The 14297-nt window shown below is 70.3% G+C and carries 14 protein-coding genes; 11 read left to right on the plus strand and 3 right to left on the minus strand.

Features of this window, described 5'->3' with window-relative positions:
• The first annotated feature begins 68 nt into the window (after positions 1 to 68).
• From tsaB to RMP09_RS14070, 3 genes are read left to right on the plus strand one after another with little or no spacing between them, the layout of a single operon-like run.
• Positions 69 to 893, plus strand: a complete 825-nt coding sequence (tsaB, locus tag RMP09_RS14060) for a tRNA (adenosine(37)-N6)-threonylcarbamoyltransferase complex dimerization subunit type 1 TsaB (protein ID WP_310566604.1) — start codon at positions 69 to 71, stop codon at positions 891 to 893.
• The gene (gene rimI / locus RMP09_RS14065; protein WP_310566605.1) at positions 890 to 1495 is read left to right on the plus strand and encodes a ribosomal protein S18-alanine N-acetyltransferase; all 606 of its coding nucleotides are present in this window, start codon (positions 890 to 892) and stop codon (positions 1493 to 1495) included. The genes tsaB and rimI overlap by 4 nt, the downstream gene beginning before the upstream one ends.
• Positions 1492 to 2400, plus strand: a complete 909-nt coding sequence (locus RMP09_RS14070) for a uracil-DNA glycosylase (protein WP_310566606.1) — start codon at positions 1492 to 1494, stop codon at positions 2398 to 2400. The genes rimI and RMP09_RS14070 overlap by 4 nt, the downstream gene beginning before the upstream one ends.
• 118 nt (positions 2401 to 2518) lie before the next feature.
• On the opposite strand, the gene RMP09_RS14075 is transcribed toward RMP09_RS14070, so the two are convergent.
• Complete coding sequence (locus RMP09_RS14075) at positions 2519 to 3415, minus strand: DMT family transporter (RefSeq protein ID WP_310566607.1); 897 nt, start codon at positions 3413 to 3415, stop codon at positions 2519 to 2521.
• A 154-nt stretch (positions 3416 to 3569) separates the two neighbouring features.
• Here RMP09_RS14075 and RMP09_RS14080 point away from each other — a divergent pair, with 154 nt between their 5' ends.
• From RMP09_RS14080 to RMP09_RS14105, 6 genes are all read left to right on the plus strand, one after another.
• The gene (locus RMP09_RS14080) at positions 3570 to 4436 is read left to right on the plus strand and encodes a hypothetical protein (RefSeq protein ID WP_310566608.1); all 867 of its coding nucleotides are present in this window, start codon (positions 3570 to 3572) and stop codon (positions 4434 to 4436) included.
• Positions 4433 to 6568, plus strand: coding sequence for an ATP-binding protein (locus RMP09_RS14085; protein WP_310566609.1), 2136 nt, complete (start codon positions 4433 to 4435; stop codon positions 6566 to 6568). The genes RMP09_RS14080 and RMP09_RS14085 overlap by 4 nt, the downstream gene beginning before the upstream one ends.
• A gap of 9 nt (positions 6569 to 6577) precedes the next feature.
• Complete coding sequence (gene pyrF / locus RMP09_RS14090; RefSeq protein WP_310566610.1) at positions 6578 to 7417, plus strand: orotidine-5'-phosphate decarboxylase; 840 nt, start codon at positions 6578 to 6580, stop codon at positions 7415 to 7417.
• A gap of 169 nt (positions 7418 to 7586) precedes the next feature.
• Positions 7587 to 9437 carry a DUF1800 domain-containing protein gene (locus tag RMP09_RS14095; protein WP_310566611.1) on the plus strand — a complete coding sequence of 617 codons (1851 nt, stop codon included), beginning with the start codon at positions 7587 to 7589 and terminating at the stop codon, positions 9435 to 9437.
• An 11-nt stretch (positions 9438 to 9448) separates the two neighbouring features.
• Entirely contained in the window at positions 9449 to 10897 is a 1449-nt protein-coding gene (locus RMP09_RS14100) for a DUF1501 domain-containing protein (protein WP_310566612.1), read from the plus strand.
• A 119-nt stretch (positions 10898 to 11016) separates the two neighbouring features.
• Positions 11017 to 11649: a glutathione S-transferase family protein gene (locus RMP09_RS14105; RefSeq protein ID WP_310566613.1), complete on the plus strand. Its 633-nt coding sequence runs from the start codon at positions 11017 to 11019 to the stop codon at positions 11647 to 11649.
• Here RMP09_RS14105 and RMP09_RS14110 read toward each other — a convergent pair whose 3' ends face one another.
• Positions 11650 to 12096 carry an acyl-CoA thioesterase gene (locus RMP09_RS14110; protein ID WP_310566614.1) on the minus strand — a complete coding sequence of 149 codons (447 nt, stop codon included), beginning with the start codon at positions 12094 to 12096 and terminating at the stop codon, positions 11650 to 11652.
• 20 nt (positions 12097 to 12116) lie between these two features.
• Entirely contained in the window at positions 12117 to 12782 is a 666-nt protein-coding gene (locus RMP09_RS14115; protein WP_310566615.1) for a CYTH domain-containing protein, read from the minus strand.
• 122 nt (positions 12783 to 12904) lie between these two features.
• Between RMP09_RS14115 and RMP09_RS14120 the strand changes: the two genes are divergently transcribed.
• On the plus strand, positions 12905 to 13456 hold the full coding sequence (locus tag RMP09_RS14120; protein WP_310566616.1) for a hypothetical protein: 552 nt from the start codon (positions 12905 to 12907) through the stop codon (positions 13454 to 13456).
• Positions 13453 to 14295: a MipA/OmpV family protein gene (locus tag RMP09_RS14125; RefSeq protein WP_310566617.1), complete on the plus strand. Its 843-nt coding sequence runs from the start codon at positions 13453 to 13455 to the stop codon at positions 14293 to 14295. The genes RMP09_RS14120 and RMP09_RS14125 overlap by 4 nt, the downstream gene beginning before the upstream one ends.
• Positions 14296 to 14297 lie beyond the last annotated feature (2 nt).

Here is a 14297-nt window from a genome sequence, read left to right on the forward strand (position 1 = left end):
GTTTTCGCGCGTTTCGCTTCGATGCCTTCTGCCGCGCAGCCTCCTAGGGGCTCACCGATAATCGCCCGATGCCCGCCGCCCACGCTTTGAAACTGCTCGCCATCGAGACCAGCACCGACACCTTGTCGGTCGCGGTCGGTGGTCCCGCGCCACTGGCCGGCCACACCGGGCCGGGTGCGGCGCAGGCCTCGGCCACGCTGTTGCCGGCGGTGCAGGCCTTGCTGGCCCAGGCCGGCTGGCCGCTGGCGGCGCTGGACGCGATCGTGTTCGCGCGCGGCCCCGGTGCCTTCACCGGCCTGCGAACGGCCTGCGCCGTGGCCCAGGGCCTGGCCTACGGTGCCCGCTCCGCCGCCCACCCCGGCGGCCTGCCGGTGCTGCCGGTGGACAGCCTGCTGGCCCTGGCCGACGAGGCCTGCCACCAGCGCGCGCAGGCCGGCCAGCCGCTGCCGCCTGTGGTGGCCGCCTTGCTGGACGCGCGCATGGACGAGATCTACGTGGCGCTTTACGCCCACGGCCCGCAGGGGCTGCTGGCCGAGCCGCTGGCACCGCCGCGCCTGTGCGCGCCGGCCGACCTGGGTGCCTGGCTGCAGCAGGGGCTGCCGGCCGGGCTTTCGCTGGCCGCGGGCGACTGCCTGCTGGCGGGCAATGTGTTCGAGGTGTACGGCCCGCAGATCAGCGACCTGCCGGGCGAGCGCCAGCACGCCCTGCCCACCGCCGCCGCCCTGCTGCGCCTGGCGCCCGGCCTGCTGGCCGCTGGCGCCGCCGTGGCTGCGCAGGACGCCCTGCCGCTGTACGTGCGCGACAAGGTGGCCCTGACCACGGCCGAGCGCGAAACCCTGCGGCAGGCGCAGATCGCCCGCCTGGCCGAACAGACGCCGGAGCCAGAGGCATGAGCGTGGCCCCGTCCGCCACCCTGCCGGTGTGGCACAGCACCGACTGGCCCGACGCCGCCGGCCGGCCGCCGCGCGCGGCCGAGCGCCGCATCGCCTTCGAGCCCCTGACCGAGGCCGACCTGGACGCGGTCTGCGAGGTCGAAAAATCCGCTTACACCCACCCCTGGTCGCGCAAACACTTTGCCGACTCGCTGGCCGCCGGCTACCCCGCCATGCTGCTGCTGGGCGAAGCCCTGCCGGGCGAGCTGGTGCACCCGGCCCGGCCTGAAGGCCGCGTGCTGCTGGGCTACCTGGTGGCCATGCCCGGTGTGGACGAGGTGCACCTGCTCAACATCACCGTGGCCCCGGCGCACCAGCGCCAGGGCTGGGCGCGTTTTCTGCTGGACGCGCTGTGCCTGTGGTCGCGCGGCCAGCGCGCGCAGTGGCTGTGGCTGGAGGTGCGCGCCGGCAATGTCCCGGCGCGTGCGCTCTACGAGGGGTATGGTTTCCAGCAGGTCGGCATCCGCCGGGACTATTACCCGGCGGGCCAGGGCCAGCGCGAAGACGCGGTGGTCATGAGCCTGAACCTGGTGGCCGCGCGCGCGGCCGGAGGCGCCGCATGAGCAACGACGAACTGAAGGACGCCGACACCTCGTTCGTGCCGCTGCTGGACGCGCGCCAGCGCGCCATGCTGGCCGAGATGGGCGTCAAGATCTGGGCGCCCAAGCCGGTGGCGGCGGTGGCGCCTGCACCCGCGGTGCAGGCCGAGCCGGTGCCCGCTGCGCCCGCGGTGCAGGCCCCCGCGGTGCGGCCCGCACCAGCGCCCGTGGCCCGTGCGCCAGCGGCACCGGCCGTGTCCGCCGTGCCCGTGGCGGCCCCGGTGCGCAGCCCGGCGCCCGCCGCCAGCGGTCCGGCCGATGTGGGCCTGTCGCCGCGCCCGGCCGGCATCGAGACCATGGACTGGCCCACGTTGCAGGCCGCGGTGGCCGGGTGCGAAGCCTGTGGTCTGTGCCGCGGCCGCAAGAACACGGTGTTCGGCGTGGGCGACGTGCAGGCCGACTGGATGATCGTCGGCGAAGCGCCGGGTGAGCACGAGGACCTGCAGGGCGAACCCTTTGTGGGGCTGGCCGGCCAGTTGCTGGACAACATGCTGCGCGCCGTCGGCCGCAGCCGCACCGGCACGGGCGAACAGGGCGCGTACATCGCCAACGTGCTCAAGTGCCGGCCGCCGGCCAACCGCAACCCGCAGCCGGCCGAGGTGGCGCAGTGCGAGCCCTACCTCGCGCGCCAGGTGGCCTTGGTGCAGCCGAAGATCATCCTGGCCATGGGGCGTTTTGCGGTGCAGTCGCTGCTCAAGACCGACGAGCCCATCGGCCGCCTGCGCGGGCGCGTGCACCGCTACGAAGGCGTGCCGGTGATCGTGACCTACCACCCCGCCTACCTGCTGCGCACCCCGGCCGACAAGGCCAAGGCCTGGGCCGACCTCTGTCTGGCCATGGAGACTGCGAACACCCCCCTGCGCCGCTGACGCGGCTTCCCCCCTCTCTGGCGCGGCTGCGCCGCTGGGAGGAGGGACGCTCCCTACGGCCCGGCGAAGCCGGTTCCGTGGGTGCCCTGGAACAAAGACCCCTCGCGCCGGAGCCGACTCAGTTCTGCTGGGGTGCGGGCTTCGTCGAGGGCCAGAGCACCGACACGATGGCGAGCATCACCAGCGCGACCGCGGCCCAGTCCTGCCAGTGCAGCACCTCGCCCAGCCACCAGGCGCCGCTGAACACACCCAGCACCGGGATGAACATCACCGACAGCGTGGACGCGATGGGCGGCAGCTCGCGCGCCAGCACCAGCCACACCACTTGCGCGAACGCGAACACGCCGACCGCGTTGTAGGCGATGGCCACCCACTGCGCCGGGTTGGGCGCGACCCAGTCGCCGCGCTCGAACAGCAGCGACAGCAGCGTCATCCACAGCGTGGTGGCCAGCGTCATCCAGAAACTGATGGCCAGCGTCGGCGCCGGGATGCGCGTGCGGCGCATCTGCTGCGTGCCGATGGCCCAGGTGGCGGCGGCCAGCAGCATCATGGCCACGCCCAGCGGTTTGCCGGTCAGCGTGGTGATCTCGTGCCACAGCAGCAGCACCACGCCCAGCGCGGCGGCGGCCACGCCGCCCCAGGCGCGCGGGGGCAGGCGCTGGCCGTACCAGAACGCGCCGATCACCGCCGAGAACACCGGCATGGTGTAGCCCAGGATGGCCGCCCGCCCGCTGGACAGCGACTGGATCGCCAGGATGGCCAGCGTGTGCCAGAAGAACATGTTGAGCACCGTGAGCACGGCCAGCTCGCGCCAGTGCTCCCGTTCGATGCGGAACGGCACGCGCCGCAGCAGCAGGAAGCCGCCCAGCAGCGGCAGGCCCAGCCACATGCACAGGGTGCGGAAGGTCAGCGGCGGGAAGCCGGTGACGCCGAACTTCATGATTGGCCAGTTCAGGCCCCAGACCAGGGTGAGCAGGACGAGCAGGATCAGTTGCTGGCGGGACAGGCGGGTCATGGGTGGCGAGAGTATGCCGCCAGAGCGGCATCGACGTGGGCAACGACCCCATTTGAAGGGCGGCGTGTGCAGCCGCTGGTGTGCAAAAATCTGCGCAGTACGCAGCGTGCGCCGGGTCGACGCGTGGCGGCATTGGAGGAGCCAATTGAAACGAATGTTCGGGGCTTTCTGGATCGGCTGGGCGGGGTTGTGGCTGAGCGCCACCCTCCACGCGCAGGAGCGCAGCTTTTCCTTTCCCTTGCCTGAGAACGACTACCAGCGCTACCTCGGCTACACGGCCGGACGCGACCCGCTGGATCTGGATCGGCTGCCCCGACAGGGGCTCAACCGCCATCTGATGGAGTTGCTGGTGTTCCAGAACGCGCTGGTGCTCGGCGGTTGCCGCTGCCAGATCCGGTTCCAGCCTTATGCCACCCAGACCACCAATGCCCGGACCCTGATCGATCTGCAACAGGGCCGGCTGCTGGCTTCGCCCGTGGCCGGGTTCCGCAGCGACTCCCGTGTCGTCGGTGATGTCCACGTGAGCGATGCGGTGTTGGAGGACGATGCCTTCAAGGTCGGCGTCTACACCCACGTGTCCCGGGCCGATGTGCTCGCGATCCGTGACCCGGCGGCGGTGCGCCAGCTGACCTTCGTGGTGGTCGAGAGCTGGGAGGTGGATCTGCGGGTGCTGACCGAAAGAAAGCTCAGGCACGTCAAGGCGGTCAACTGGTCGAGCGCCCTGCGGATGCTGGAGGCCGGCCGGGCCGATGCGATCCTGCAGCCGTTCTCGAACCGGGCCGACATGTCGTTCGACGAACCCTCCCTGGGTCTGCAGTTCAAACCCATTCCCGGCATGAAGATGAATTTCGGCCACGGTCGCTATTACTTCGTCTCGCGGCACCACCCCGAAGGCGAATGGTTCGTCGAGCGACTGAACGCCGGGCTGCGGCGCCTGAAGGCCGACGGCCGGCTCCAGGCGCTGCGGGTGGCCTCGGGCGTGGAGGATGTGCGCCTGAAGGATTTCGTGGAGATCCCATGAAGTGGCCTTGGCCGGCCCCGACGGTTGGCGCCAGTGTGCTGGGGCGCCGGATGCTGCGCCGCAGTTTCTGGTCGCTGCTGCTGGTGGGCTGTCTGGTGATGGCGGTGCAGGCACTGGTCGTGATGTCCCAGGAACGGGAGCAGCGTTTTCGCTCAGTGAGCGACACGGCGCAACTGCTGATACCCAACGTGGCGGCGGCGTCGTGGCAGGTCAGCGAGACCACCATGACGACGTTGCTTGACTCGCTGGTGGCGATGGACGGGGTGGTGGCCGCGCGTTTCGCAGACAACTTCCTGCACATCGAGCGCCGCTCGGCGCGCTGGCCAGCGGCGGCCAAAGACTGGACGGCTTGCGAGCGGGTGATCCGGCACGATCTCACCGGCTTCGCCCTGGGGGCGGAGCGGCTGCCGGCCGGTGTGTTCGAGGTCTGTTTTGTGCAGCCGGCGGGTGGGACCCTGCTGTTGCGCAATGCCTTGTGGGCCGCGTCGCCCCTGCTGGTGCTGCTGGTGCTGGCCTCACTGTACCCGGCCATGCTGGTGCGGCGCATGGTCATTCAGCCCATCAAGGAGCTGACCGATGCGATCCGGCGCTCGAACCTGCTCAATTTCCATCCCGCCAGGCCATCGACCGACCAGGGCGACGAGGTCGACGGACTGATTGACGAACTCAAGGGGCGCACCCGCAGCCTGCTGCGCGAGCAGGGCATGGCCCACCTCGCTTTCCATGCGCTCAGCGACGGCCTGGCGGTGGTGGACCTGCAGTCCGTGATCCGGCGCTGCAACGCCGCCCTGCCGGCGGTGCTGGGTCTGGAGGGCGGACCGTCGCTGGTCGGGCACTCGCTCAGGGACCACCTGCCGCCGGACCTGTTCGAGCCCCCGGACGGCACGCGGGAGTTCGACGGCATCGGGGGCCGGGTGCTGGAGGTCAGAGCCTCGGCGCTGGACATCGGTGGCGATGAGCGCTACCGGGTGGTCCAGATCCGCGATCTGACCCAGCAGAAACGGCACGAGGCCGAACGCCGCCAGGTGGCCAAGATGAATGCCCTGGGCACCCTCTCGGGCGGGGTCGCGCACGACTTCAACAACCTGCTCATGGCCATCGGGGGCAGCGCCGAACTGATCGGCCTGGACGAGACGCTCACGCCCGACGGCCAGCGGCTGCTGGAGACCATCCGTGTCGCCGCGCGCCGGGGCGCGACATTGACCGCCCAGTTGCTCACCTTTGCCCGCAAGCAGCCCATGAAGGTCGGTCTGGTGGAGGTGCGGGAGGTGGTGGCCGAGGTGGTGGCCCTGTCCCGGCGCACGCTGGGCAGCGGCCACACGGTCGAGGTGCAGATCGATGGCCATGCCCGTGTGAGTGCGGACCAGACCTTTCTGGAAACCGCGCTCATCAACCTGCTGGTCAACGCCCGCGATGCCCAGCCGCAGGGCGGCACCATCCGGCTGGAGGTGCAGACGGTGGAGCGGGCCGGACAGGCGTTTGTGCGCCTGTCGGTGGTCAACGAGGGTCCCGACATTCCGCCAGCGGTGCTGGCGCGCATGGGGGAGCCGTTTTTCACCACCAAGTCACCGGGCAAGGGCACCGGCCTGGGCCTGTCCATGGTCCTGGGCTTTGCTGAACAGTCGGGGGGGCGGGTCGAGATGGCGTCGCAGCATGGGCTGACACGCATGGCCATCCTGCTGCCGCTGGAACAGGTGCCTGGCCACGCCACGGCCGACAGCGTGTCGGCGCCGGCACCGCCGCCTTCACCGCGTTCGCTGCGGCTGCTGCTGGTCGACGATGACGCGCCGGTGCGTGACACCCTGGCGGCCCTGCTCCGAAGCCTGGGGCACCGGGTCACGGCCGTGGCATCGCCCCAGGAGGTCGAGTCCTTGCTGGCCGAGCCCGGCCCGTGGGATCTGGTGCTGTGCGACCTGGTGCTGGCGCAAGGCAGCGGCATCGAGGTGCACCAGTTGCTGCGGGCGCGGGGCATCACCACTCCGGTGGTGTTCATCAGCGGCAACGTGCCGAGCTCGATGCAGGCCCGGATCGAAACGCTGGACCATCGGGCGGTGCTCACCAAACCGGTCAGCCGCGAGCAGCTCCAGCGGATGATCCAGGCGGTCTGTCCCGCCAGCGGAGAGGCTCCGTAAAATTCGCCCATGACCTTTCTCGACATGCTCGGCGCGGCAGAGCGCCAGAACCAGTCCCTGCTCTGCGTCGGCCTGGACCCCGATCCGGCCAAGTTCCCCGCGGCGATGAAGGGCGATGCCTCGCGCATCTACGACTTCTGCGCCGCCATCGTTGAGGCCACAGCCGACACCGTGATCGCGTTCAAGCCGCAGATCGCCTACTTCGCCGCGCACCGCGCCGAAGACCAGCTGGAAAAGCTGATGCGGCACATGAAAGCGGTGGCGCCGCAGGTGCCGGTGATCCTGGACGCCAAGCGTGGCGACATCGGGAGCACCGCCGAGCAGTACGCCATCGAGGCGTTTGAACGCTACGGCGCCGACGCCGTGACGCTCTCGCCCTTCATGGGTTTCGATTCGGTGCAGCCCTACCTGAAGTACCACGGCAAAGGGGCCTTCCTGCTGTGCCGCACCTCCAACCCCGGCGGTGACGACCTGCAGAACCAGCACCTGGCCTCGGTCGAAGGCCAGCCGCGCGTGTACGAACACATTGCCCGCCTGGCGCAGGGTCCGTGGAACCTCAACGGCCAGCTGGGCCTGGTGGTGGGCGCCACCTACCCGGCCGAAATCGAGCGCGTGCGCGAACTGGCGCCGACGCTGCCGCTGCTCATCCCCGGCGTGGGCGCGCAGGGCGGCGACGCGGTGGCCACCATCCGCGCGGGTTACCGCACGCAGGCCGGCACCACGACCGGCCCGGTCATCGTCAACAGCTCGCGCGCCGTGCTCTACGCGTCCGGCGGGGCCGACTTTGCGGCCGCTGCGCGCGCCGAAGCCTTGCGCACGCGCGAGGTCCTGAACGCAGCACGCGCCTGACGGGCCGCGCCAGCCACCACCGGATCGGCGGAAGCCGGCACGCGCCCAGTGGCGCGCGCTGGTTGTGGCTTTGCTCCGGGCGCCACAGCGACACGTAACAGCGTGCAACCGCGTGGCGGCGCATTCGAGGCACTGCCTACACTGCCTCCGAACCAAAGGAGGGGTCACGATGACCAAGGCAGAAGACACGGTGGACGCGGTGTCCACGGTGACCGCGCACGAGGGCCTCTCACCCGGGGATACTGCACCGCGCGCCGATGCCTGGGTGCCTGCGGTCGGGGTCGTGGCGGTGGGCGCCCTGCTCAGTGCCTGTGGGGGCGGTAGCGGCAGCGCGCCAGCGGGCGGCCCGGGGTTGTCCGGCGTCGATGTCTCGGCGCACAGCTATGGGGCCGCCACCAGCGACGCCGAAGCGGCGCGCTTCCTGCAGCAGGCGCAGTTTTCCTCCACCGAAGCCGACATCGCCGCCGTGCGGCGTGGCAGTTACGCCAGCTGGCTGGCGGACCAGATCAACGCGCCGATGGGCCAGACCGGCTGGGACTGGCTGGAGCAGCGTGGCTACGGCCGCAACGACAAGCACCAGTTCTTCTTCAACGACTACCCGGCCGACTACATGGTCTGGAAACAGCTGCTGTCGTCGCCGGACGCGGTGCGCCAGCGCATGGCGCTGGCGCTGTCGGAGTTTTTTGTCATCTCGATCAACGGGTCGGAGTTCACCTGGCGCAGCCACGCGGTGGCCCACTGGTGGGACACGCTGGTCGGTCATGCGTTCGGCAACTTCCGCCAGCTGCTGGAGGCCGTGACCCTGCACCCCGCCATGGGCTGGTACCTCAACACCAAGGGCAACCAGAAGGCCGACGCGAACGGGCGTGTGCCCGACGAGAACTACGCACGCGAGGTGATGCAGCTGTTCAGCATCGGCCTGTACGAGCTCAATCCCGACGGCAGCGAGCAGCGCGACGGCAGCGGCAACCGCATCGAAACCTACGACCAGTCCGACGTGACCCACCTGGCCCGCGTGTTCACCGGGTACGACTTCGATGTGCGCGCAGGGGAACGCATTCGCCCCGTCGGGGCGGACTACGACGTTGAAAGCCGGCACTTCGCGGCCCGGCCCATGGCGTTCGACCCCGACCTGCACTCGCCCGAAGCCGTGCAGTTTCTGGGCACTACCATCCCCGCCGGGACGGCTGGCCCGGTGGCCCTGCAGGCCGCCCTGGACACCCTGTTCGACCACCCCAACGTGGGCCCGTTTTTCGGCCGCCAGATGATCCAGCGGCTGGTGACGAGCAACCCCAGCCCGGCTTATGTGGCGCGGGTGGCCGCCGCGTTCAACGACAACGGTTCGGGGGTGCGCGGCGACCTACGCGCAGTGTGGGCGGCGGTGCTGCTGGACGACGAGGCGCGCGGCCCCGCTGGGCTGAGCGACCCGACCTTCGGCAAGGTGCGCGAACTCATGTTGCGCCTGGTGCAGTGGGCGCGCAGCTTCGGCGCCACCTCGCAGGCGGGTTCCTGGAAAGTGGGCAACCTCAGCAGCTCCGAATGGTCATTGGGGCAGAGCCCGCTGCGCGCACCCTCGGTCTTCAACTACTACCGGCCGGGCTTCGTTCCGCCCGGTTCGGCGCTGGCGGCCCGCGGTGCGACGGTGCCGGAGTTCCAGACCATCAACGAGACCACGGTCGGCAGCTACCTCAACTTCATGGAGCACGTGATCCGCGACGGGATCTACGTGTCCGGTGCCACAGCGCTGGAGGCCTATCCGGAAAACGGCACATGGGAGCCGGACATCGTGTCGGCCTACACCCGCCAGCTGCAACTCGTGAACGACCTGCCGGCCCTGGTGGACCACCTGGCGCTGCTGCTGTGCGCGGGCCAGCTGTCGGCCACCACGCGCCAGACCATCGTGACCGCGCTCCAGGCCATTGCGATTGATCCGACAGCGCCGGCCGAAGGCCGCCGCAACCGCGTCGGTGCAGCGATCTTCCTCATCATGGCCTCGGCCGAATACCTGATCCAGAAATGAGGGACGCCGCCATGCACCCCATCCTGCCCGGTCCGCTCTCGCGCCGTGCCTTTCTGCAACGTTCCGCCCAGCTCGCTTTCACGGGCGTGGCCTTGCCCACGGCGCTCAACCTGGCCGCCATCGGCGAGGCGGCTGCGTTCAACGCCAGCGACTACAAGGCGCTGGTCTGCGTGTTCCTGTTCGGCGGCAACGACTACGCCAACACCGTGGTGCCCTACGACAGCACCCGCTACGAGCAATACCGCAGCGCCCGCGCCGACATCGCCCTGGCCCACGCCGATCTGCTGCCGTTGAACCCCGGCAACCTGGCGGGCGGTCTGCGGTACGCCCTGCACCCCAACATGGGTGGACTGGCCGGTCTGTTCAACGCCGGGCACGCGGCGGTGCAGCTCAACGTCGGGCCGCTGGTGGAGCCACTGACCCGCGCCCAGTACGAAGCCGAGACCCGACGCCAGCCGCCCAAGCTGTTCTCGCACAACGACCAGCAGTCGTGCTGGCAGTCGTCCTCGCCCGAAGGCGCCACCGCGGGCTGGGGCGGGCGCATGGGCGATCTCGCCCAACCCACCAACGCCGGCAACCCGCTGTTCACCTGCATCTCGGTCACGGGCAACACCGTCTTCCTTACAGGAGAGGAAGCCCTGGCCTACCAGGTCGGGTCCTGGGGCGCGGTGCGCATCAACGCTGTGGACCGCTGGGCGTTCGGCTCCGATGCGGTCGGCAAGGCGCTCTCCAGCATCGTGCGGGACACCCGTCGGCCCCACGTGCTGGAAGGCATGTACAACGGCGTCACCGCGCGCGCGATCACGGCCGAGGCGTCCATCACCGCCGCGCTCACTGCCTACCCCGACGATGAAGATCACACCCAGTTCGCCGCGATCCCCAACACCAACCTGGGCCGGCAGCTGCGCATGGTGGCGCGGCTGATCGCGGCCCGCAACCTGCTCAGCACGAAGCGCCAGGTGTTCTTCGTCTCCATGGGGGGCTTCGACACGCACGGCGGCCTGTTGCAGACCCACGGCGATCTGATGCAGGAGCTCAGCGAGGCGCTCACCGGCTTCTACCAGGTGACCGGCGACGCCACCGTGATGGGCGCGGGCGGCGTGGCCAACCAGGTCACGGCCTTCACCGCGTCAGAGTTCGGCCGCACCCTCACCTCCAATGGCGACGGGTCCGACCACGGCTGGGGCGGGCACCACCTGGTCGTGGGCGGCGCGGTGAACGGCGGCCAGTTCTACGGCAAACCCCCGCCCGTCAGCGTGGGGGACAGCGACAGCGCCGAGGACCAGTGGCATGTGGGCCAGGGCCGTTTGCTGCCCAGCACATCGGTGGACCAGTACGCCGGCACCCTGGCCCGGTGGTTCGGCGTGAACGACACCGAGCTGGCCGGCATCCTGCCCCACCTGTCCAGCTTCACGGTGGCGAATGGTTACCCGCCCGACCTGGGCTTCATGACCCCCTGAGCGCTGGTAGCCCAGGTGACAGCCCGGGGCAGACGCTGCCACAGCCCCGGCCTACCATGCGGCGGTAGACACACCGCCACCGCCCGGGTGGCCGGTCGCTGCCTGGAGGCAATCCACCCATGAAACTCTACGTTGCGCCGCGCGCGCCCAACCCACGCCGCGTGGTCATGTTCCTGGCCGAGAAGGGCATCGACCCGGTGGCGCAGGGCATCGAGCTGGTCAACGTCGACCTCAACGCGCAGGAACACAAGACCGGGGCCTTCCGCGCCAAGAGCCCGCTGGCGCGCATCCCCGCGCTGGAGCTCGATGACGGCCGCGTGCTCACCGAAACCCGCGCCATCTGCACCTACCTCGAAGGCCTGTACCCGGAACCCAACCTGATGGGGCAGGACGCGACCGAGCGCGCCTTCATCGAAATGGCCGACCGCCGCGTGGAGTGGTACTTCATGCTGCCCATTGGCAACTGCATCCGCCACACCCACCCCGGCCTGGCGCCGCTGGAGCAGCCGCAGTTCCCGGATTTCGGCCGTTCGCAGGGCGAGAAGCTGCGCGAGACGGCCGCCTGGCTCGACGGGGAACTGCAGCGCCAGCCCTGGGTCGCGGGCGAGCGCTTCACCATCGCCGACATCACCGCCTTCTGCGCGATCGAGTTCGCGAAGCTGATGCGCTTCAATGCCAGGGCCGAGGGGTTCGCCGCGCTGCAGGCCTGGCGCGACCGTGTGGCCGAACGTCCGAGCGCGAAGGCCGCCTGATCAGTCTTTCTGCGTGGCCCGCGAAGCGTCCAGCTGCGCCTTGGCGCTCTGGGCCAGCGCCACTTCGCCCGGGGTCTCGGGGGTCCAGGCGTCCACCGGCATCGGCCGGCCGTGCGAGTCCACCGACACGAAGACGATCAGGCATTCGGTGGTTTTCTGCAGCTGGCCGCCTTTCATGTCGCCGCTGCGCACCTCCACCGCGATGTTCATGCTGGTGCTGCCGGTGTAGGCCAGGCGCGCTTCGACCTCCACCAGGTCGCCGATCATGATCGGGCGGTGGAAGCGGATGCCGCCCACGTAGACGGTGACGCAGTAGCGCTTGGACCAGCTCGTGGCGCAGGCGTAGCCGGCCTCGTCGATCCATTTCATGACGGTGCCGCCGTGGACCTTGCCGCCGAAGTTGACGGTGCTGGGCTCGGCCAGGAAACGCAGGGTGATGGCGGACATGGGGGAGGGCTCGCTGAAAGTCATGCGGATGGGGTGGCATTGTCTTGCAAGAACAGCGCCAGGCCACGCTGGGCCTTGCTGCGGTCTGACGGGTGCAGCCAGCGTTCGCCGGCGGTGTGCGCGCCGCCCTGCTCCAGCGTCTGGGCCAGGGCCGTCAGGGCTTCGGGTGGGCCGTCCAGCAGTTCCAGCTCCAGTTCCAGGATGGCTTCGCTGCGCGTGCCCTGCGGGGTCGCCGCGGTGTGGCCGGTGGTGATCGTGCCTTCGTCCAGCGCCACTTCGATGCGCGCGCCCGTCTGCGCCAGCACCCAGCTGCGGCGGGTGAAGTCGGTGCGGAACAAGGGGCGCAGCGTGGGCGCGATCCGGGTCAGCATCGCCGCCAAGACGGCGTCGTCCACCAGCGTGGTGAAGTCCAGCGCGCCCGGGGTGGTCGGGCCTTCCCATTCGTTGCGCTGCGTCAGGCCGTTGACCGAGCGGCCGGCCGTCTTCACCGTCAGCAGGGTGCGATCGCCCACGCGGCGCTCGCGCACCGCCATGCGCAGGGCCTTGAGCGCCAGGTCCGGCGTGTCGAAATAGGTGTTGAGCAAGGGCTCGGTGCGCGGCGGCGCGGCCAGCAGGGGGTGCGCCAGCAGGCGCGGCACGTCGTGCGCGGCCAGGCTGAGCTTGAGTTCGGTTTCGGTGTGGGCCATGCCGCGAGTCTGCCATCCCGTGCCTTTGGTCGCTGCGCAGCGCCCGTGCGGCCACGTTTGCTTACCGCAGGTGGCGGGGTCTGGTGCACACTTGAACCGTGTTCATCCTTTTCATCACTGCCATGTCACCTGCTTCCCTGCGTACCCTTTGTCTGTCCCTGGTGCTGGGCGCCAGCCTGCCGGCCGCTGTGGCCGGCAAACCCCAGTGGGTGGAGGACGGCCAGCACAAGAAGGAAAAGAGCCAAAAGAGCCACCGCGGTGGCCAGGACGACGAGCGCCGCTCCTCCGGCGGGCCCCGCGACGATGGTGCCCGTGGCGATGCGCGGGCGTCGGGAGGGGCGTCGGTGCAGATCCAGATCGGCGGCTACTTCGAAGAATCCCAGCGCCGCGCCGCGCGCGACTATTACGAACCGCGCTGGCGCGCCGGCAAGTGCCCCCCCGGCCTGGCCAAGAAAGGCAATGGGTGCATGCCGCCCGGCCAGGCCAAGCACTGGCACCGTGGCGAACCCTTGCCCCGCGACGTGATCTATTACCCCGTGCCCGCCAGCGTGCAGGTGCGCCTGGGCACGCCCCCGGCGGGCCACAAGTTCGTGCGCGTCGCGACCGACATCCTGCTCATCGCCGTGGGCACCGGGATGGTGATCGACGCCATCGAGGACCTGGGCAACCTGTGACCGCCGTCCCCCGTCACCGCGTGCTGCGCCTGGCCCTGTGGGGGGCCGCCAGTCCGGTGCTGTGGGCCGGTGCGGCCCAGGCCGACGAGGCGCTGACCCTCCAGGCCAGCCGCGACTACGTGGTCGGCGCGGCCATCGTGTCGTCGGCCGGCCAGATCGGCGAGTCCGACCAGCGCCTGAGTCTCAGCCCCGTGTGGGCGTTTCAGATCGGGCGCTTTCGCCTGGCCTCGGGCCCGGCCGCCAACCTGCTGAGCGTGGGCCGTGAGAAGGTGGACGCCGGCCTGAGCACGGTGCTCGTGAGTCAGGGTGCCTGGCGCCTGAGCACTTCCTTGCGCATCCGCGACGCGCGGGACTCGGCCGACGACCCGCTGCTGCAAGGCCTGCCCGACGTGCGCGCCACCCTGCTGGGCCGCGTGAACGCCAGTGTGGACCTGGGTTCGCGCTGGTCCGGCAGCCTCAGCGCCACACAGGACCTGCTGGGCCGTGGCACCGGCCTGGGGCTGGGCGCCGGCCTGGGTTACCGCTACCCGCTGTCGGCCAGCACCTACTGGGACGCGTCGGTTGGCCTGGGCTGGGGCAACGCGCTGGCTCACCGCACGAACTTCGGCATCAGCCCTGAAGCGGCGGCCAGCAGTGGGCGCGCGCCCTACGCCATCGGCGCGGGCTGGGACAGTGCCTCGCTGGGCTGGAACCTCACCTCGGCCCTGAGCGAGCGCTGGGTGGCCTACGGCGGCCTGGGCGTGTCGCAGCTGCAAGGTGCTGCTGCCCGCAGCCCGCTGGTGGGCCGGCGCACCGTGGCCAGCGCCAGCATCGGGCTGGCGTACCGCGGCCGGCACTGAGC

The sequence above is a fragment of the Hydrogenophaga sp. genome, assembly GCF_031426985.1.
GTDB lineage: Bacteria > Pseudomonadota > Gammaproteobacteria > Burkholderiales > Burkholderiaceae_C > Hydrogenophaga.